This is a genomic window from Vibrio sp. Y2-5, from assembly GCF_014596725.1.
GTDB lineage: Bacteria > Pseudomonadota > Gammaproteobacteria > Enterobacterales > Vibrionaceae > Vibrio.
Map to the genome: position 1 here is coordinate 54,653 of NZ_JACVEG010000001.1, position 21,973 is coordinate 76,625.

Sequence of the window (21,973 nt, forward strand, 5' to 3'; positions counted from 1 at the left end):
GAGTAGTAGATAATGCCAAAACGTACTGACATTCAGAGCATTCTTATTTTAGGTGCAGGTCCAATTGTTATTGGTCAGGCTTGTGAGTTTGACTACTCTGGCGCTCAAGCGTGTAAAGCACTACGCGAAGAGGGCTACCGAGTTATTCTTGTGAACTCAAACCCTGCAACTATCATGACTGACCCAGAAATGGCTGATGCAACATACATCGAGCCAATTCACTGGGAAGTTGTACGTAAGATCATCGAGAAAGAACGCCCAGATGCGATTCTTCCAACAATGGGTGGTCAAACGGCTCTTAACTGTGCACTTGCTCTAGAAGCAAATGGTGTTCTTAAAGAGTTCGGCGTAGAGATGATTGGTGCGACTGCAGATGCAATCGACAAAGCGGAAGACCGTTCTCGCTTTGATAAAGCAATGAAGTCTATCGGCCTTGAATGTCCACGCGCTGATACTGCTAAAACGATGGAAGAAGCTTACCGTGTCCTAGATATGGTTGGTTTCCCATGTATCATCCGTCCTTCATTCACTATGGGTGGTACAGGTGGTGGTATCGCTTATAACAAAGAAGAGTTCGAAGAAATCTGTCGCCGTGGTTTGGATCTTTCTCCAACCAACGAACTGCTTATCGATGAATCGCTAATTGGTTGGAAAGAGTACGAGATGGAAGTTGTTCGTGATAAGAACGACAACTGTATCATCGTGTGTGCGATTGAAAACTTTGACCCAATGGGTATTCACACCGGTGACTCAATCACGGTTGCACCAGCTCAAACACTAACGGATAAAGAGTACCAGCTAATGCGTAATGCATCGCTAGCAGTACTGCGTGAAATCGGTGTAGAGACTGGTGGTTCAAACGTTCAGTTTGGTATCAACCCGAAAGATGGCCGTATGGTTATCATCGAGATGAACCCTCGTGTATCTCGTTCTTCTGCTCTTGCTTCAAAAGCAACGGGCTTCCCAATCGCGAAAATCGCAGCGAAACTGGCCGTTGGCTTCACTCTTGATGAGCTAATGAACGACATCACTGGTGGTGCAACTCCTGCATCATTCGAACCAACCATCGACTACGTTGTGACTAAGATTCCTCGCTTTAACTTCGAGAAATTCGCTGGCGCAAATGACCGTCTGACTACACAGATGAAATCTGTTGGTGAGGTAATGGCGATTGGTCGCAACCAACAAGAGTCTCTTCAAAAAGCACTTCGTGGCCTGGAAGTAGGCGTGAATGGTTTTGACGAAATGGTTGACCTTGATGCACCTGATGCGCTGACTAAGATTCGTCACGAGCTTAAAGAAGCGGGTGCAGAGCGTATCTGGTACATTGCTGATGCATTCCGTGCGGGTATGTCCGTGGACGGCGTATTCAACCTGACTAACATTGACCGTTGGTTCCTAGTTCAAATCGAAGAGCTTGTACAACTAGAGCAACAAGTGAAAGCGGGCGGTTTCGCTGGCCTTACTGAAAATGTTCTGAAGAAGATGAAGCGTAAAGGTTTCTCTGATGCGCGTCTATCTTCTCTGCTGGGTGTGTCCGAAAATGAAATCCGTCGCTTACGCGATCAATTCAACATCCACCCAGTTTACAAACGTGTTGATACATGTGCGGCTGAGTTCTCTTCTGATACAGCTTACATGTACTCATCTTACGATGAAGAGTGTGAAGCAAACCCAACAGATAAAGACAAAATCATGGTTCTTGGTGGCGGTCCAAACCGTATCGGCCAGGGTATTGAATTTGACTACTGTTGTGTACATGCTTCTCTTGCACTGCGCGAAGATGGTTACGAAACTATCATGGTTAACTGTAACCCTGAAACTGTATCAACGGATTACGATACTTCTGACCGTTTATACTTCGAACCAGTAACACTTGAAGACGTACTTTCAATTGTACGAGTTGAAAAGCCAAAAGGTGTTATCGTTCAGTACGGTGGTCAAACACCACTGAAACTGGCTCGTGCTTTAGAAGCGGCGGGTGTGCCAATTATCGGTACCAGCCCAGATGCTATCGACCGTGCAGAAGACCGCGAACGTTTCCAGGGTGCTGTTGATCGTCTGGGCTTACTACAGCCAGAAAACGCGACAGTAACAACGATGGAACAAGCGGTTGAAAAATCAAAAGAAATTGGTTTTCCACTGGTTGTACGTCCTTCGTATGTACTTGGTGGTCGTGCGATGGAAATCGTCTATGACGAGCAAGACCTACGTCGCTACTTTAACGAAGCGGTAAGCGTGTCAAACGAGTCTCCTGTTCTACTTGACCGTTTCCTAGATGACGCAACAGAAGTGGATATCGATGCTATCTGTGACGGTGAGCGTGTGGTTATCGGCGGTATCATGGAACACATTGAGCAAGCAGGTGTTCACTCAGGTGACTCAGCATGTTCGCTTCCTGCATACACGCTAAGCCAAGAAATTCAGGACAAGATGCGTGAACAAGTAGAGAAACTGGCTTTCGAACTTGGTGTACGCGGTCTGATGAATACTCAGTTTGCTGTTAAAGATAACGAAGTTTACCTCATCGAAGTAAACCCACGTGCTGCACGTACAGTACCATTCGTATCTAAAGCAACGGGCGCACCACTAGCGAAAATCGCTGCACGTGTTATGGCTGGTCAAACTCTTGAGCAGCAAGGTTTCACGAAAGAGATCATCCCACCATACTACTCAGTAAAAGAAGTGGTACTGCCGTTCAACAAGTTCCCTGGCGTTGACCCACTATTAGGCCCAGAAATGCGCTCTACTGGTGAGGTTATGGGTGTCGGTGCAACATTTGCTGAAGCATTCGCGAAAGCTGAGCTAGGCTGTGGTTCTGTTTATCCAGAAGGTGGTCGTGCACTGCTTTCAGTACGTGAAGGTGATAAAGAGCGTGTTGTAGACCTAGCTTCTAAACTAGTGAAACTTGGCTACCAACTAGATGCAACTCACGGTACTGCAGTGATTCTAGGTGAAGCAGGTATTAACCCTCGCTTGGTAAACAAAGTTCATGAAGGCCGTCCACACATTCTGGACCGCATCAAGAACAATGAATACACCTACATCGTGAACACCGCGTCAGGTCGTCAAGCAATTGAAGATTCTAAAGTACTACGTCGTAGTGCTTTGGCTGAGAAAGTGAACTACACAACAACGCTAAATGCAGCGTTCGCAACGTGTATGTCCCACACTGCTGACGCAAAAGCATCAGTAACTTCAGTACAAGAACTTCACGCGAAAGTGAAAGCTAGCTTAGCGTAATGAATAATAAATTGATAAACCTCAGGTTTATCTGACAACCTCATTGCCCGCTCATTTGAGCGGGCTTTTTTATGCCTGAAACTTAGGGCAAAGCCAACGAACAACCGACTAATTTGATTATTAATGAATTATTGGAATAGATTGTGTTCTTTCGTTTCACTATTGCTATCGATGCTCCAGTGATACTTTAACCATCCAGTTGTGTTGGTAGTGGAATGTCATGGAAGTCTCGTTAGATATATTAGTCATTTTGTTTTTTGTCGCAGGTGCTGCAGGTTTTATTGATGCCATGGCGGGAGGTGGTGGCTTGCTAACACTTCCGGCGCTTTTGGCCGCAGGGGTTCCACCAACCAATGCCTTAGCTACCAATAAGTTGCAAAGCTCGTTTGGTAGTTTTTCGGCCAGTTTGTATTTTGTGCGCAGTGGTATCGTTAACCTTAAACAGATGCGACTTGCGATTTTGTGTACCTTCATTGGTGCAGCAACGGGCGCAGAGCTAGTACAGACATTTGATACCTCATTTCTCACAAGCTTAATTCCCATTCTATTAGTTGCGATTTCCCTCTACTTTCTATTCGCGCCGCAGACTCGGGCTGACTCCGGTAAAAAACCGCTCTCTGAAGCGGCATTTGCATACAGCGTTGGTACTTGTGTTGGTTTTTACGATGGTTTTTTTGGACCGGGAACGGGTTCGATATTTACAGTCTGTTTTGTCGTTTTAGGTCATTTTACTTTGGTCGAAGCGACCGCTAGGACCAAAGTTCTCAACTTCACATCAAACATTGCTGCGCTGTTATTCTTTGTTATGGCTGGTTTACCTATTTGGAAGCTCGGTTTGGTTATGGCGGCCGGACAGTTTCTTGGTGCACGTTTTGGTGCCAAAGTGGTGATATCGAAAGGACAAAAGTGGATACGCCCACTGGTGATCCTGATGTCAATACTGATGGCGTCTAAGCTTTTGTGGGAACAGCACTCACAATGGTTTCTATCAATTTTTTAATCCGCTCTGTACGGTAAATGCTTGCCCTGAGACAGATGTGAATAGGGCGAATTAACGGCGTGAGCTCGGCAAAGCTAAAACAGTGACGTGAATCAATCTTCAGTGTGTTAACAATGGAGAGCGGCACTAGAGCTGGAGCAACACCTTCCAGAGCAAGTTGGGCTGATGCCATATAGGAGTCCATTTCCATCACGGGTGTGACGCCTAATTTATCTAAAAAAGCCGCCTGATAGGTGTTCGCAGTGTTGGTGAGATCGTTGGTAATGATCTCATCAGGCAAATGCGTTAGGTGATGATTACTGACAATACAGAAGGGCTCATCATACAGGTGGAACGTCATGAGGCCATGATTGCCGGGTAGATATCCAGCACAAAAACCTATGGTGGCTTTGCCTGACTGAACATGCTCGACGATACGCGGAGTATGGTTGGTGGTAATGGTGAAGTGGGGATCTTTCTTACGGTATGCAGCCATCACTTTCGTTAAGTAGCCTGCTACAAGGGTTTCTGAACAATCAATTCTGATCAGCGTATTGTCTTCAAGATCTTGATGTTCATAGATCATACCTCTGAGTTCATTGAATGTTGGCTCAATATTATCAATGAGTTGCTGACCTTCGGCTGTCAGTTTTATATGTCGACCTGAAGGAGTAATGAGTTTTTTTCCTAACTTGCTCTCTAAGTTCGCAATACGTTTACTGACAGCTGACTGGCTAATATAGAGTTGGCTGCCAGTTCGGCTCATGGTTTTTTGTTTGCTAAGAACCAATAGTGTTTCGATGCCTTCCAATAGCATATTTTGTCCGATGAAAGTTAGGAATAGATTGGTTGAGTGTATACCATTTTATCGATAGGGGCAGTGTTGCGAGTATCTTAGATGTGAACCGATGAGAATGAAAAAGAGCCACCTAGAGTGGCTCATTATTATTTGGTGAGAGCGAAGGTCGGTAGTGATAAATGCCAACGGATAGCACCAAGACGTATGATTAAGGTTGATGCCACACCAGAGATTAGAGCAACAGAGTTGTCATACCCCATCGCTAATGCCGTTGTATGGAATACACCGCCCACAATACATGCTGTTGCGTAGACTTCACTTCGCAGCACCATTGGGATTTCTCTTGCCAGTACATCGCGAATAATGCCGCCGCCACAGCCAGTAATGACACCCATAATGATGGCGACTACCGATGAATCTTGATACATCAGAGCCTTTTCAACGCCGATACCGACGAAAAAAGCCAAACCGACCGCATCGCAAACTGGAAGAACCCACCAAGGTATACGTTTTGGTCTGCGTACTAGCAGCATGGTGAAAATACAAGTAACGATAATGACCCAAATATAGGTCGTGTCTTTTATCCAGAATACCGGTGTCGCACCAAGAGCCATATCACGGATAGTTCCGCCACCAATAGCGGTAACACTCGCCAATACCGTGACACCGAAAGGATCCATTTTTAAACGACCAGCTAGTAATACGCCTGAAATTGCGAAAATAGCCGTACCAAACATATCGATTAAATAAAGTAATGAGGTATCCAATTTTGTGTACTACCGAGTATAGGTTTATCGTAAAGGTGGTGGATTGTAAGGCTTTTTTATCGAGCTGTTAATTGTTTCTTACTTGGTCAAAGTAGTGGCAAACTTCTTCAATCGCGTTGAGCGTGCGAGGCGTTGAGCGGTTAATCCAGTCTGCATTTAGTGCCCACACATGACCCTGCTTTACAGCTGGAATTTGTTCTTTCCAGCGTAGCCACATATTTCCGTTTGCAATTGCATGTGCGGAGGTAAAAATTACGTCTGGCTGAGCAACCAATACTTGTTCAATACCCACCTGAGGATATGGCGTTGAACTGTTCTCAAAGATATTTACTCCGCCACAAAAACGAAATACTTCACTTGGCCAGCTGTCTTGCGCCAAAGTGATGATTGGTTTTTCACTGAGCTGGTAAAAATAGCGAACGGGTGTTGATTCTGAGTGTTCAGACTTCAGCGCGCTTAAACGTTCACGGAATGCTTTGGCTGCCTGCATCCCTTGTTGTGGATCATCTGCGTATTGACTGAGCGCTTCTATATTGGTGGCAATATCATCCAATGTATTGACTTCGGAATTGTAAAATTTGAAACCGAGTTGCTTAAGTTTGGAAATTTCTTTAGCTGGGTTTCCTTTCGGCCAAGCGATAATCAGATCAGGTTTGAGGGCCATGATCCGTTCTAGTTTGATACCTTGATAGTTGGCCACTCTTTCAATGTTTTTGGCTTCCTCTGGGTAATCACTGTATTCCGTAGCACCGACAAGTTTATTGCCTAAACCAGCAGCAAAGGCTAATTCTGTCGCATGCGGTGCAAGGCTGATAATGCGTTGAATCGATTGGTCTGCTTGAGCGGGTGACACAAATAATAAAGTTGTGAAGGCGAGTGACCAAAAACGCATTTATATTCCTTTATGAATAACAAGAAGCAGAAGGCTTTCGATAAAAATCCACAGAAAGAGTCGCCATGCTAGCAAGCTATGTATTTGCGACAGGTGCAGTGCAGAAGGAACGATACGTCCCCCAATTTTGGCTCGCACCACTTTTTGTTCCCCATAGATAGCGGGGCCACCCAATGCGAGTTCTAGCTTCCCTCCAATTGCACACAGTAGCCACGCGGGGCCGGGTAGTGGCCAAGAACGGCTTTGGCTCTTGATGGTTTGCAGAGCTTTCCCCGAGTTATTGCCTAACGTAATGAATAAGCTAAACAGCCTCAGAGGTAAAAATTCTAGTATTGCGATGGCGCGAACAATAGGCAGGCCAAAAGGATTGAACTGAGAGCGAGAAGGTGACCAAGCACGAGCAAGTTCAGCCATCAATCGATAGAGGAATGCGCCCGTTGCGCCTAATAGGGCATACCAGAAAAGCACGACAACAACGTTGCGACCATATCCCATGATAATGGTTTCTGCTCCTGCTTTACCTAACCCTACAATAGAAAGGGTGCTGGTTTCTCTGTTCACAAAAGGTTCTAGCAGTTTGCGAGCTCCGGCTTTGTCCTCTTTTGCTAACGCTTTGCCCAAGTTGTTAGCGAGCTGACCGTTGTTACGCCAGTCTAAAGCCAGTATCAGTAGTGCTAATTCATAGAGTTGTGGTTGCCAGACAAGAGGTTTTAGTGCGATACAGAACAGCAGTGCAGGAATGATCATTAACAGCCAAGCCAGCGTGCCGGAAATGATGCTTTGAGAGTAATTGCTGTTGGTATTAACTTTGTCTGCGAGAACTTCAGCAAATTTGTGCCACAAAATTGCTGGATGAGAAGCTCTAGGAATAGGCAGTATGTAATGCAGCAAAAGTGCGCCCCACATAATGAGGAGCGCACCTTCAGCATAAACGGTCGAAATGATGTCGTTCATGGATGTGAGTTGGTTACTTTAACAACTCAACCATTTTTAACACCATTTCTGATGAGCTTTGCGCCGCTAGCGGTAGGAACTCATCAAATGACATTGGCGATTCTTTGTCTGCTACGTCAGAAATTGCGCGAACCACTACAAACGGTACTTGGAACTGGTGACACGTTTGAGCAATGGCAGATGCTTCCATTTCAACCGCGATAACAGAAGGGAAGTGCTTGCGGATGAAGTCTTGGCGTTCAGCTGTACAAACGAAAGCGTCACCAGTACAAATCAAACCGCGTACAGCATGTTTGTCAGTGTTCGTTTCGCTAGAGATAGACTCAAGCGCTTTCTCTGCCACTGCCATCAGTTTTTCATCTGCTGAAAATGCTGCAGGCTGGCCTGCCATTTGTCCCATTTCATAACCAAATGCGGTTACGTCGGCATCGTGATGACGGACTTCTGTTGAAATAACCACATCACCCATAGTTAGACTAGAGTCAAAACCACCCGCAGAACCAGTGTTAATAACAACATCTGGTTGGTATTCGTCTAAAAGAATCGTTGTGCCAATTGCAGCCGCCACTTTACCGATACCAGATTGAAGCAGAACGACATCAACGCCGTGAATTTTACCTGAGTAGTAAGTACAGCCGCCTTTGCTGACTTCCTGACATTGCTCAAGAGCGTCTTTTAGAATAGCGACTTCTTGTTGCATCGCACCGATGATGCCAATTTTCATGGGGTATCTCTTTTCAAAGTTATTAAGTGTAAAAATTGCCTGAAGTTTATCATGAGATTAGACAATTTATCGACATTCGGCTGCTTATCTTATTTGAAGTCTGTTTTCGATTCAGTCAGCGACGTCTTATGGTTCGTATATAAGACCTGCTAGGGTGAGCTGTTCTCTTAGTTCGGTTGCTCTGCGACGGTTTACTCCAAAGTCACTGTAACCTACGCGAGATTCTGAACGTACCAACAAATGACCATCTTCAATTTTTAGCTCAAGATCATCAACAAAACGCATAATGCTCGAAGTGCATTCGATTCGGAGATAATCGTCGGTTTTCTCTGCGGTTTGAGCTCCAGGCAGCGTTAAAGCGACGCGTTCAACCTGATCCAGAGTTACACCTGAGCGTAATATGAAGGGGGCGAGCATGTATTTTTCTCGTGTTTCAACGGTTGAAACACAATTGGGTTTGTTGCCACATGACGTATGTGTGCGATCGACCATAGGAGGAATTCCTTTGCTACAAGCACTCAGTAGTACTGTCGAAAGAATAACAATTAGAACTTTATACATCTGCAAAACCTATTCGTCTTATCCCCAATAACTGGATCGTACTCTCCTAACTCTACGGGGGGAAGTTATTCTACATATTAGACTCACTCACACCGTTTGGTATTTGAGTGTTATGAGTGGTCGCTGAAAAATAATTTGCGATTATATAAATAAAAAAGGATCCATGTTGAGAAGGATCCTTTTTGTTGTGAATCAGATTACTTAAACGCCCAAGTAATCGAGAATGCCATCAGCGGCTTTACGACCTTCATCGATGGCGGTTACCACTAGGTCTGAGCCTCGAACTGCGTCACCACCAGCAAAGATCTTCTCGTTCGTTGTCTGGAACTTAAATGATTGCTCTGAAGGGGCTTTGATTCGTCCCCATTGATCCAGCTCTACGCCGTGTGGTTCTAACCAGCTCATTTGATGAGGTTGGAAACCAAACGCCATGATAACAGCATCAGCTTCAAGAACATGCTCACTGCCTGAAACTGGTTCAGGACGACGACGACCAGCATCATCAGGTTCACCTAAAGCGGTCTGAACCACTTTTACGCCCGTAACTTTACCTGATGCATCAACTTCAATCCCCAAAGGCTGGAGGTTGAACATGAATTCCACACCTTCTTCTTTCGCGTTTTTCACTTCGCGGCGAGAACCCGGCATGTTTTCTTCATCACGACGGTAAGCACAGATAACGCGTGAAGCATTTTGACGAATGGAAGTTCGTACACAGTCCATCGCAGTATCACCACCGCCAAGAACGACCACTTTTTTACCAGCCATGTCGATGAATGGTTGATCGCTTTGTAAATCCATCACTTTGTAAGTGTTTGAGATTAGGAAAGGCAGTGCGTCAAATACACCTTGTGCATCTTCGTTTTCTAAGCCTGCACGCATGTATTTGTAAGTACCTACACCAAGGAATACCGCATCGTATTCGTTGATCAGATCTTGCAACTGAACATCTTTGCCTACTTCCACGTTCATGCGGAACTCAACGCCCATTTCAGTAAATACGCGGCGGCGGTTTTCCATTACCCCTTTTTCCAGTTTGAAAGAAGGGATACCGAATGTCAGCAAGCCCCCAATTTCAGGGTAGCGGTCAAACACCACTGGTTTCACGCCGTTACGCACTAAAATATCAGCGGCTGCAAGACCTGCCGGACCTGCACCGATAATGGCGACTTTTTTGTCTGTCCATTCAACGTGCGACATATCCGGTTTCCAGCCCATTTCAAACGCGGTATCGGTGATGTATTTTTCAATATTACCGATGGTGACTGCGCCGAAATCATCGTTCAGAGTACATGACCCTTCACATAAGCGATCTTGCGGACACACGCGACCACACACTTCAGGCAAGCTGTTAGTCTGGTGCGCAAGGTCAGCGGCTTCCAAAATACGACCTTCATTGGCAAGTTTCAGCCATTGCGGAATGTAGTTGTGAACCGGACATTTCCACTCGCAATACGGGTTACCACAATCCAAGCAGCGGTCAGCTTGCGCTGTTGCCTGCTGCTTAGTAAAAGGTTCGTAAATTTCTACGAATTCAATTTTACGGATGTTGATCGGCTTCTTTGCCGGATCAACACGGTTAACATCAATAAATTGGTATACGTTCTGGCTCATAAATCTGGCTCCTTCCAATTATTGTGCTTGAACACGTAGTTCTGCAGCGCTACGGCTTTGGTGACCCAATAGGGTTTGAAGATCCGCTGCCTGTGGTTTGATTAAGTAGAACTTAGGAATCCATTCATCAAAGTTCGCTAAAATGTTTTCTGCGTGAGCAGAACCTGTCTCTTCTAAGTGCTCTGCGATAAGTCCACGCAAATGCTCTTGATGGATATAGAGATCTTTCAGTGATAACGCTTCAACAGATTCTTCGTTGACACGACCTTGGAAATCACCGTTCTCATCAAGAACGTAGGCAAAACCGCCTGTCATACCAGCGCCAAAGTTCACGCCAGTTGCGCCAAGAATCGCGACAATACCGCCAGTCATATATTCACAAGCGTTGTCACCGGCACCTTCAATCACGCTGATAGTACCTGAGTTACGAACTGCGAAACGTTCACCTGCTTTACCCGCAGCAAACAGTTTTCCGCCTGTCGCTCCGTATAAACAGGTGTTACCAATGATGGTGGCTTCGTTACAGGTAAATGCCGTGCCTAAGTGCGGTTTGATAACAATCTTACCACCAGCCATGCCTTTACCTACGTAGTCGTTTGCATCACCAGTGAGGTAGAGTTCTACGCCGCCAGCGTTCCAAACACCGAAAGATTGACCTGCAGTACCGTCTAGTACCACCTTAATCGGTGTACCAGCAAGACCTGCATTACCGTAGCGTTTGGCAATTTCACCGGATAGGCGAGCACCCACAGAGCGGTCTGTGTTGATCACATCGTAGTAAAGCTCGATGGATTGTTGCTTCTCTACTGCCCCAATCGCATCTTCAACGATTTTCTGGTTGAGAACACCTTTATCAAACGGTGTGTTTGGCTCTGTGCAGCTTAGTGGCAGTCCTTGAGGAGACACTGGAGCTTCCAGAATGCCAGATAGATCCAACTTACTCTGTTTCGCTGTTAAGCCCTGAACCGCTTCTAGCAGATCAGTACGACCAATCAGATCTGTTAGTTTCTCAACACCAAGCTCTGCTAAGTATCCACGTACTTCTTCAGCAATACCTGTGAAGTAGTTGACCACCATTTCTGGTAGACCCTTGAAGTAGTCTTTACGCAGAGTTTCGTCCTGCGTTGCTACCCCTGTCGCACAGTTGTTGAGGTGACAGATACGCAGGAACTTACAGCCCATTGCAACCATAGGACCAGTACCAAAACCGAAGCTCTCTGCACCTAAGATTGCCCCTTTAATCACATCCAAACCGGTTTTCAAACCGCCATCGACTTGTAGGCGGATCTTATGACGAAGGCCGTTGGCAACCAGTGCTTGCTGGGTTTCAGCAAGGCCGAGTTCCCATGGACTACCCGCGTATTTCACTGATGTTAGCGGACTTGCTGCTGTACCACCGTCATAACCTGAGATAGTAATTAAGTCAGCGTAAGCTTTCGCTACACCTGTTGCGATAGTGCCAACACCCGGTTCAGAAACCAGTTTTACAGATACAAGCGCTTTCGGGTTCACTTGCTTCAAGTCGAAGATAAGCTGAGCCAAGTCTTCGATAGAGTAAATATCGTGGTGCGGTGGTGGTGAAATCAGGGTTACACCTTGTACCGAGTGACGAAGTTTGGCAATTTCCGCGGTCACTTTATGACCCGGTAGCTGACCACCTTCACCTGGTTTCGCACCTTGAGCGACTTTAATCTGCAAAACATCTGCGTTGGTTAGGTAGTGTGGCGTTACGCCAAAACGACCCGATGCCACCTGCTTGATACGCGAGTTACGCTCAGTGCCGAAGCGACGAGGATCTTCACCACCTTCACCAGAGTTCGAGAAGCCACCTAAGCGGTTCATCGCCGTGGCTAGCGCTTCGTGTGCTTCTGGGCTCAGCGCGCCGATAGACATTGCTGCCGAGTCAAAGCGTTTGAACAGCTCAGTTGCTGGTTCAATTTTCTCAAGTGGTAATGGATTATCTGATTTTTTCAGCTTCATCAGGTCACGCAGCATTGCGGCTGGTCTTTCGTTAACCTGTTTAGCAAAGCTTTGATAATCCGTGTTTTCGCCAGACTTCACGGCTTTTTGCAGTGTACCGACCACATCTGGGTTATAGGCATGGTATTCACCGCCATGAACATACTTTAACAAACCACCGTGTTCGATAGATTTACGCGTCGCCCAAGCTTTACGTGATAGGTTGAACAAGTCTTGTTGGAAGTCTTCAAAACTTGCACCTTGAATGCGTGTTTTCACGCCTTTAAAGCAAAGATCGACCACGTCACTGTGCAGGCCTACAGCCTCAAACAATTGTGAACAGCGGTAAGATGCAACAGTAGAAATCCCCATTTTCGACATGATCTTGTACAGACCTTTGTTGATGCCGTATTGGTAATTCTGCATTACATCGCGGTAACTCTTATCAATCGCACCGTCATCGACCATCTTGCCCAAAACTTCGTAAGCTAGGTATGGATAAATCGCTGTCGCACCAAAGCCAATCAGAACTGCAAACTGGTGAGGGTCACGCGCAGTCGCTGTCTCAACAATAATGTTGGCATCACAACGTAGGTTCTCTTCAACCAGACGAGTGTGGATAGCGCCCACCGCCATAGCGGCTGGAATGGGCAGTTTGTCTTTGGTCAGTGCGCGGTCAGAGAGTACCAACAGAACTGTGCCGTCACGAACCACTTCTACCGCTTTATCACACAAGTCGATCACCGCTTGTTGCAGAGACGATTGCTGCGGGTCGAAGCTGATATCCAAAATGGTATTACGGTAGTGCTGATCACTCAGTGTCAGTAGCTGCTGCATGTCAGAGTAGAGCAGAACTGGAGAATCGAAAGTCACACGGTAAGCGTGACCATCAGTCTCGTTGAACACGTTCATCTCTTGACCGATGCTGGTGGCCAGCGACATGACGTGCTTTTCACGTAATGGATCGATAGGTGGGTTCGTCACCTGTGCAAATTTCTGACGGAAGTAGTCAGTGATCAAGCGTTCTTTAGAAGAGAGGACAGCCATCGGGGTGTCATCACCCATTGAGCCAACCGCTTCTTGCCCCATGTCACCAAGCACACGAAGTACTTGATCTACTTCTTCGTTGGTCATCGCAAACTGCTTTTGGTAAGTCTTAAGTAGCGCTTCATCAAAGCTACGCTCACCAACTTGATCATCTGGCAGTTCAGCAAAAGATTTCAGTTTGTATACGTTGTTTTTCATCCACTCGCTGTATGGGTGGCGGCTCTTAAGATCGTTGTCGATCTCGCTTGATTGCCACAATTTGCCTTTGCGAGTGTCAATAACCAGCAGCTCACCCGGCCCTACACGACCTTTCTCTGCCACTTCATCAGGTGCGTAATTCCAGATACCGACTTCAGACGCAAGGGTGATCAGTTTGTCTTTAGTGATCACATAGCGAGCAGGGCGCAGACCGTTACGGTCTAGGTTACATGCTGCGTAACGACCATCAGATAAAACGATACCTGCTGGGCCATCCCACGGTTCCATATGTTTCGAGTTGAAATCATAGAATGCACGCAGATCTTCATCCATATCCGGGTGATTTTGCCACGCTGGCGGAACAAGCATACGCATAGCACGGAACAGGTCCATACCACCTGCTAGGAAGAGATCCAGCATGTTATCTAAGCTTGAGGAGTCAGAGCCTGTTTCGTTAACGAATGGCGCAGCTGTGCTGAGATCGGGCAGTAGTGGTGAGGTAAATTTGTATGCGCGTGCACGAGCCCATTGGCGGTTACCGTCAATCGTGTTGATCTCACCATTGTGTGCAAGATAACGGAAAGGTTGAGCCAGAGGCCAACGAGGCTGCGTATTGGTAGAAAAACGCTGGTGGAACAGGCAGATAGCCGATTCCATACGTAAATCAGCAAGATCCAGATAAAAACGAGGCAGATCTGCTGGCATACACAAGCCTTTATAAACAATAACTTGTGTAGAAAGAGAACAGATGTAGAAATCTGAATCATCCGTAATTTGTTTTTCAATACGACGGCGAGCAATGTACAGACGGCGCTCAATATCGCGCTCACGCCAGCCCGCAGGTGCCGTGATAAAGATCTGTTGAATGTCTGGTAATGAATCGGCTGCGATTGGGCCTAAAACTTTAGGATTGGTTGGTACCACGCGCCAGCCAGTAACAGACAGCGTTTCTTGCGATAGTTCTTTATTGATGACGTCACGTGCCGCTTGGGCTTTGACCGGATCTTGGCTGAGAAACACCATACCAATAGCGTATTGTTTACCGAGGTTCCAACCTTGTTCGTCGGCAATCAAACGCAGATACGAGTCAGGCTTTTGCAGTAGAAGACCACAACCATCACCGGTTTTTCCGTCGGCTGCGATGCCGCCACGGTGTGTCATGCGATCAAGTGCAGAAATCGCTGTGCGAACCAATTTATGACTAGCTTGACCTTCCATGTGCGCAATCAAGCCGAATCCACAGTTGTCTTTCTCAAGACTAGGATCGTATAGAGCCATTGCAATTCTCCCTTTGCTTCTGTCTACAAGACAGTAAATGACTTTTCCCTTACTACTTGAAGTTACAGCGGTGTTGACTACGTTCGTTCACCCCAATCACGCATGGTAATTTGTGGTCATGGGATTCACTCACTTGCCGCCTACCTGCAACGTCAAGTAGTTTGGGTATAACTATTCTTATATACCCTTCCGGCTTTTAGTGACAGCTTTGCTGACCAGGTATTTGGCTCCTTCTCATGAGAATTGGTGAATTTCATGGGCATAGGAGGTCATTCACTTGTCGTTTTTTGCCACTGCAAGTTGTTTGGATATTGTTGTTATTGTTTGGATATTTATTACTAAGAATTGACTAAAAATTTAACAATTTTGAGCAGTTTGTTTTCAGTGAGTTCACAACCTATAGCTAATTGTGAAAAAGGTCAAGTTGTTGGGCTAAAATCATCTTTGAGTACGATTTACCAGTGATTACTCTGAAATAGTCCATAAAATTCAATGCGATAAATTATTTGTTATCACAAATATTTAACATATAAATCTCAGGATATGAGAAAAGAATAAAAAAGGCTAGCAGTGTATGCTAGCCAAATGGAAGGTCTATAAGAAATTTTCAATCTGAATAAGAAAGGTTTCTAGAGTATCAAACTATAAAAACCTTTCGTTATGAATCATTATGCTGAAATCATTAATGAATCCGCTTTCGCTTCTAGATTGGTATTGCCCATTAGGTACTGGTCGATTGAACGAGCACACTCGCGGCCTTCATTGATACAACGTACAACCAGAGACTGGCCTGTACGCATATCACCAGCAGCGAATACGCCTTCTTGGTTAGTAGCAAAATCTTTGGTTGCTACATTACCGCGTTCATCTAAAGCAATATCAAGCTGAGCCAATACACCATGTGGTTCTGGGTGCAAGAAGCCCATTGCCAAGAACGCCATATCACAAGGAATGACACGTTCACTTCCCGCCACTTCTGTAAAGTTGCGAGAATCATTCCACACGATATCTGCAATACGTAAACCTGTTACCTCTCCTTTATCGTTGCCGATAAACTCTTTGGTCAGGATATTCCAATGACGTTCACAACCTTCTTCGTGAGAAGTCGACGTGCGAAGAATCATTGGGTATTGCGGCCAAGGCATGTTAGCAGGGCGTTTGTCTGCCGGCATAGGCATGATCTCAACCTGAGTGATACTCGCCGCACCATGACGGTTAGAAGTACCAACACAGTCAGAGCCAGTATCACCACCACCGATAACCACTACGTGTTTACCTTTTGCATGGATCTCTTCAGTTTTAAGATCCATACCGTTTGCACGGCGGTTGTTCTGAGCTAGGAATTGCATCGCGAAGTACACGCCATTTAATTCACGACCCGGAATCGTCAGGTTACGAGGAACGGTTGAACCACCTGTTAGTAGTACCGCATCGTATTCTTGGCGTAGCTGCTGAGCGTTAATATCCACACCCACATGTGCGTTCACTTCAAACTGGACACCAGCTTCGGCCATCAGATTGATCTTGCGATCAATCACTTCCATGCTGAGTTTGAAATCAGGAATACCGAAGCGTAGCAAGCCACCCACTTTCTCATCACGTTCGTAAACCGTCACTGTGTGACCAGCACTGTTTAATTGCTCTGCCGCCGCTAAGCCCGAAGGGCCAGAACCGATTATCGCGATCTTTTTACCAGTGCGTGAACGTGGTGTTTTCGGTTTTGCATAACCTTCACGATACGCGGTTTCAACGATGGTTTTCTCGATATTACAGATGGTGATTGGATCTTGGTTTATACCCAGTACACATGCACTTTCACATGGCGCAGGGCAAACACGACCTGTAAATTCTGGGAAGTTGTTGGTAGAACTTAAAATGTTCCACGCTTCTTCCCAACTATCGCGATAAACCGCATCGTTGAACTCAGGAATGATGTTACCGATAGGGCAGCCGTTATGGCAAAACGGCACACCACAATCCATACAACGAGAAGCTTGGGTATTGATTTTGTTGCCAAACTCTTCGTTTAAAACGAACTCTTTGTTGTTCTTGATGCGTTCAGCCGGTGCGATCTTTTTCGGAAGCTCACGGCCATGCTCTAAAAATCCAGTAGGCTTACCCATTACACTGCCTCCGCTTCTGTCTGTTGTGCTTGTGCCTTACGCTTCTGAAGTACCGCTTTGTAATCACGCGGCATAACCTTAACCATTGAGGTCAGGCTTGCTTCAAAGTTGTCAAGGAACGACTTCGCGACTTCACTTCCTGTGAATTGAACATGCTTAGTCAGCATATCCAGTAGTAGTTCTCTGTCTTCTTGCTCGATAGGATCAAGGTCAACCAGCTCAGAGTTCAGTTTGGACTCGAAGTCACCAGACTTGTCCCATACGTAAGCGATACCGCCACTCATACCTGCAGCGAAGTTACGGCCTGTAGAACCAAGAACAACCGCAATACCGCCAGTCATGTACTCACAACCGTGATCACCGATGCCTTCTACAACCACTTTTGCGCCCGAGTTACGAACACAGAAACGTTCACCAGCCATACCTCGAATGTAAGATTCACCAGAGGTTGCGCCGTAGAAACATACGTTACCAACAACAATGTTGTCTTCTGGAACTATGGTCGATTTCGAATCTGGGTAAAGAATCAGCGTACCGCCTGACAGACCTTTGCCCCAGTAGTCGTTTGCATCGCCTTCTACTTCGAATGTCACCCCGTTCGTAAGGAAAGCACCAAATGACTGACCCGCAGAGCCTGTGAATTTCACATTCATAGGTTTAGGCAGACCTTGAGCTTTGTAGACTTTCGAAATTTCGTTCGACAGCATAGTACCGACAGAGCGGTCAGTGTTGATGATTGGCAACTCTGCATGAATCGCTTCGCCACGCTCTAGCGCAGGAGCAGCAATCTTGATCAAAGTGCGGTCTAACACGTTGTCTAAGTTGTGGTTTTGCTGTGTTTGGTTGTAGATACCATCTTCTGCACGTGCTTGTTCAATGTGGAGAACAGGCGACAGATCTAGGTTCTTATATTTCCAGTGTGCAACGTCTTGGCGAGGTTTCAGTTTCTGACCTTGGCCAACCATCGCATCGATAGTGCGGAAGCCTAGCTCCGCCATGATTTCACGTAAACCTTGAGCCATGTATTGGAAGAAGGTGATTACGTCTTCTACGCGCCCATCAAAGCGCTCACGCAGAGTTTTGTTCTGTGTTGCGATACCAACAGGACAGGTGTTCTTATGACACTTACGCATCATGATACAGCCTTCAACAACCAATGCCGCGGTTGCTACGCCCCATTCTTCAGCACCCAGTAACGTTGCGATTGCAAGGTCACGAGGTGTTTTCATCTGACCATCAGCTTGAACAACGATACGGTTACGCAGACCGTTCTTCAGTAGCGTCTGGTGAGTTTCCGCCAAGCCAAGTTCCCAAGGAAGACCTGTGTGGCGAATTGAAGACATTGGTGAAGCACCTGTACCGCCGTCGAAACCAGCGATAAGAACCACATCCGCTTTTGCTTTTGCAACGCCCGATGCGATAGTACCAACACCCGCTTCTGAAACTAGCTTCACGTTTACACGACCCGCGCGGTTAGCGTTCTTCAGGTCGAAGATAAGCTGCGCTAAGTCTTCGATTGAGTAGATATCGTGGTGCGGCGGTGGAGAAATCAAACCAACCCCAGGAGTAGAGTGACGAGTTGCACCGATCCAGTCATCGACTTTATCGCCTGGTAGCTGACCACCTTCGCCCGGTTTCGCACCTTGAGCCATCTTGATTTGAAGCTCATCGGCGTTAGTCAGATAGTAAGACGTCACACCGAAGCGACCTGATGCTACCTGCTTGATTGCAGAGCGTTCCCAGTCGCCATTCTCTTTACGTTCAAAACGGATTGGATCTTCACCACCTTCACCTGAGTTGGATTTCGCGCCTAAGCGGTTCATCGCAATCGCAAGTGTTGAGTGAGCTTCGTGAGAAATAGAACCGAATGACATTGCACCCGTTGCAAAGCGTTTAACGATACTTTCAATAGGTTCCACTTGTTCAATCGGGATCGAACCTGACGGATTCTTAATGAATTCTAGCTGGCTACGTAGTGTGACTGCGTCGTCGCCCTGCTTATCAACCGCTGCCGCGTATTGCTTGAACTGAGCGTAATCTTTATTACGAGTCGATTGTTGCAACAGATTGATAGTTTCTGGGTTGAACAGGTGTTTTTCACCACGTTGTTTCCACTGGTAAACACCACCCACATCAAGCATACGAATTGGCACTTCGCGGGTTGGGTAACCTACGCGGTGACGAACGATCACTTCTTTGGCGATGTCATCCAGAGTCAGACCTTGGATACGTGAGACGGTACCTGTGAAGTACTTATCAACCACAGACTTGTGGATGCCCAGAGCTTCAAAGATCTGTGCACCGTGGTAAGACTGAAGTGTTGAGATCCCCATCTTAGAGAAGATCTTCAATAAGCCGCCGTTTACTGCTTTACGGTAGTTGTCGAACAGCTTTTCAACAGGCGTTTCTGGATTCAGTTTCTTGCGGCGTTGCAGATCAACCAGTGTTTCCGAGACTAGGTATGGGTTAACTGCGTTTGCACCATAGCCCAGTAGCGTTGCGAAGTGGTGAGTTTCACGAGCATCACCCGTTTCGACCACGATGCCACAACGTGCACGTAGACCTTTACGGATTAAGTGGTGGTGAACCGCGCCTACAGCAAGCATTGCTGGAATAGCAGCATGGTTTGAGTTTACTGCACGGTCAGTCAACAGGATGATTGAGTAACCATCGATCACTGCATCTTCTGCATATTGGCAGATACGTTTTAGTGCACGCTCAAGTTTTCCAGCATCTTCACTAGCCTGGAATACGATATCCAGTGTTTTTGCTTGTAAGTGTTCGTTATCGATCGCACGTAGTTTCTCTAACTCAGCGTTAGAAATAACCGGAGATTCAAGTTCCACTTTACGGCAGTGCTGAGGGGATTCAGCAAGCAGGTTTTGATCTTTACCAATATAGGTATTGAGAGACATAACCATACGCTCACGGATCGGGTCGATCGGCGGGTTAGTTACCTGCGCAAATAGCTGCTTAAAGTAGTTTGATAAATGCTGAGACTGATGCGAAAGAATCGCTAACGGCCAGTCTGCGCCCATTGCAGAAAGAGGCTCTTTACCATCATTCGCCATAGGCACGATGATCTCGTTCACTTCTTCTGTGCTAACACCAAACGCTTGTTGGCGATGCAGTAAACGCTCTGGGTTTGGTTGGCTGTGCGCGTTGTCTGCTTCTGGAAGCTTCTTCAGACTTAGCAGGTTGTCTTCAACCCATTTCTCGTATGGCTGAGCTGTCGCGATGCTGTCTTTTACTTCTTCATCAGAAATGATGCGACCTTGCTCTAGGTCAGCAACAAAGATACGACCTGGTTGTAGACGACCACGGAATTCCACGTTTTCTGGTGCGATTTCAACTACGCCCGATTCTGACGCCATCACTAGGAAATCATCTTTGGTCACTGTGTAGCGAGAAGGGCGAAGACCGTTACGGTCAAGTGTTGCACCTACCTGAACACCATCAGTGAAACAAACAGACGCTGGGCCATCCCACGGTTCCATGATGTTTGCATGGTAACGGTAGAACGCGCGGCGAGTTGGATCCATGGTTTTGTTTTCTTGCCATGCTTCAGGGATCATCATCATTAGAGCATGAGGCAAGCTACGGCCTGAAAGAACAAGCAGTTCTAACGCCATATCAAAGTTTGCTGAGTCTGACATACCTTCCTGACAGATAGGCAGCAGCATGTCGATTTCAACTTGAGTGAATAGGTCTGACTGCAGAATAGCTTCGCGCGCTTTCATCCAGTTCAAGTTGCCGCGAACTGTGTTGATTTCACCGTTGTGGGCAATGTAGCGGAAAGGCTGAGCCAGACGCCATCTTGGGAATGTGTTGGTAGAAAAGCGTGAGTGAACCAGTGCCAAAGCAGTAACCATGGATGGATTTTGTAAATCCAAGAAGTATTGAGGTACTTGCTCTGTGGTCAACTGACCTTTGTAAACCAATGTCTTATAAGACATTGAGTTAATGTAGAATTCGTCTTTGATGTTAGAAACACTTTCCAAGCACACACGTATTGTGTAGTTACGTAGAACGTACAGCTTGCGCTCAAGTTCTTCAGGAGTAACGCCAGGTGCTGCAGAAATAAATACGTGTTCAAACTGTGGTTCGGTGCTTAACGGATCCGCACCCAACATTGAGTTGTCTGTTGGCAGTACGCGGTAGCCAATCACGTCTAGATCTAGACGGCGAGCGTTGCGTTCAAGAATGTCACGACATTGTGCTCGTTTGTACTCGTCTTTCGGGAACAGCATGACACCAACGCCATACTTTTCGAAAGATGGCAATTTAATACCAAGCTTTACTGCTTCTTCGAGTAAAAATTCGTGTGGTTTTTGCAATAAAATACCAGCACCGTCACCACTGCATGGGTCACAACCTTGGCCGCCGCGGTGTTCCATACGTGCTAGCATGTCCAGAGCTTGTGTCACAACGTGATGCGACTTGCGGTTCTTTAGGTGAGCAACAAAACCTATCCCGCAAGCATCATGCTCCAGTTCAGGAGTATAGAGACCTTGCGAATTTTGCTGTCTATCTACCATAGATACTTCCTTCCAGTTCAAGCAGACGCAATTTGCCTAAGGCATGCCAGAGCATTGCGTCCAGTCCTTTTATATTTAATGAATCTAAACCAACCAGTGCTAGTTGGTTCGCATCCTTTCGGTCTCTCACGGAAAAATTTTGTGAGAAAAACATTCCATAGTGATATCCATTTTGCTTGATCACTTTTGTAGTGATTTATATAGGTGGGTTCGGATAATCACAGATATTTCGCAGGGTTTTGTGTAATAAAGTAAACAAAATCAGTGCAAAACTGTAAATATCCTACATTTTTGTTG

12 protein-coding genes are annotated in these 21,973 nt (G+C 46.3%); 2 read left to right on the forward strand and 10 right to left on the reverse strand.

Features of this window, described 5'->3' with window-relative positions; genetic code table 11:
* Window positions 1-12: 12 nt before the first annotated feature.
* Both carB and HUO09_RS00265 read left to right on the forward strand, forming a co-directional pair.
* Window positions 13-3,243 (forward strand): carbamoyl-phosphate synthase large subunit, encoded by a 3,231-nt coding sequence (gene carB / locus HUO09_RS00260; protein WP_188232661.1) that lies wholly within the window; start codon window positions 13-15, stop codon window positions 3,241-3,243.
* A 220-nt stretch (window positions 3,244-3,463) separates the two neighbouring features.
* The gene (locus tag HUO09_RS00265) at window positions 3,464-4,243 is read left to right on the forward strand and encodes a TSUP family transporter (RefSeq protein WP_188232662.1); all 780 of its coding nucleotides are present in this window, start codon (window positions 3,464-3,466) and stop codon (window positions 4,241-4,243) included.
* On the opposite strand, the gene HUO09_RS00270 is transcribed toward HUO09_RS00265, so the two are convergent.
* The 10 genes from HUO09_RS00270 to gltB (HUO09_RS00315) all read right to left on the reverse strand — a co-directional run bounded on the left by HUO09_RS00270 (window position 4,194) and on the right by gltB (HUO09_RS00315) (window position 21,676).
* A complete protein-coding gene (locus HUO09_RS00270) occupies window positions 4,194-5,039 on the reverse strand; it encodes a LysR family transcriptional regulator (RefSeq protein ID WP_188232663.1) in 846 nt (281 codons plus the stop codon). The two genes, HUO09_RS00265 and HUO09_RS00270, sit on opposite strands and share 50 nt — an antisense overlap.
* Before the next feature lie 128 nt (window positions 5,040-5,167).
* Window positions 5,168-5,788 carry a TRIC cation channel family protein gene (locus HUO09_RS00275; protein WP_188232664.1) on the reverse strand — a complete coding sequence of 207 codons (621 nt, stop codon included), beginning with the start codon at window positions 5,786-5,788 and terminating at the stop codon, window positions 5,168-5,170.
* Between the two features lie 67 nt (window positions 5,789-5,855).
* A complete protein-coding gene (gene btuF / locus HUO09_RS00280) occupies window positions 5,856-6,680 on the reverse strand; it encodes a vitamin B12 ABC transporter substrate-binding protein BtuF (protein WP_188232665.1) in 825 nt (274 codons plus the stop codon).
* A complete protein-coding gene (locus tag HUO09_RS00285; RefSeq protein WP_188232666.1) occupies window positions 6,681-7,634 on the reverse strand; it encodes a cobalamin biosynthesis family protein in 954 nt (317 codons plus the stop codon). It lies immediately after the preceding gene.
* A 13-nt stretch (window positions 7,635-7,647) separates the two neighbouring features.
* The gene (gene mtnN / locus HUO09_RS00290; protein ID WP_167410764.1) at window positions 7,648-8,358 is read right to left on the reverse strand and encodes a 5'-methylthioadenosine/S-adenosylhomocysteine nucleosidase; all 711 of its coding nucleotides are present in this window, start codon (window positions 8,356-8,358) and stop codon (window positions 7,648-7,650) included.
* Between the two features lie 126 nt (window positions 8,359-8,484).
* Complete coding sequence (locus HUO09_RS00295; protein WP_306464298.1) at window positions 8,485-8,919, reverse strand: DUF1499 domain-containing protein; 435 nt, start codon at window positions 8,917-8,919, stop codon at window positions 8,485-8,487.
* A 201-nt stretch (window positions 8,920-9,120) separates the two neighbouring features.
* Window positions 9,121-10,533, reverse strand: coding sequence for an FAD-dependent oxidoreductase (locus HUO09_RS00300; RefSeq protein ID WP_188232667.1), 1,413 nt, complete (start codon window positions 10,531-10,533; stop codon window positions 9,121-9,123).
* A gap of 18 nt (window positions 10,534-10,551) precedes the next feature.
* Window positions 10,552-15,015 carry a glutamate synthase large subunit gene (gltB, locus tag HUO09_RS00305; RefSeq protein ID WP_188232668.1) on the reverse strand — a complete coding sequence of 1,488 codons (4,464 nt, stop codon included), beginning with the start codon at window positions 15,013-15,015 and terminating at the stop codon, window positions 10,552-10,554.
* Window positions 15,016-15,683: 668 nt separating this feature from the next.
* On the reverse strand, window positions 15,684-17,138 hold the full coding sequence (locus HUO09_RS00310; protein ID WP_188232669.1) for a glutamate synthase subunit beta: 1,455 nt from the start codon (window positions 17,136-17,138) through the stop codon (window positions 15,684-15,686).
* Window positions 17,138-21,676 (reverse strand): glutamate synthase large subunit, encoded by a 4,539-nt coding sequence (gltB, locus tag HUO09_RS00315; RefSeq protein ID WP_167410760.1) that lies wholly within the window; start codon window positions 21,674-21,676, stop codon window positions 17,138-17,140. The genes HUO09_RS00310 and gltB (HUO09_RS00315) overlap by 1 nt, the downstream gene beginning before the upstream one ends.
* Between the last annotated feature and the right edge of the window lie 297 nt (window positions 21,677-21,973).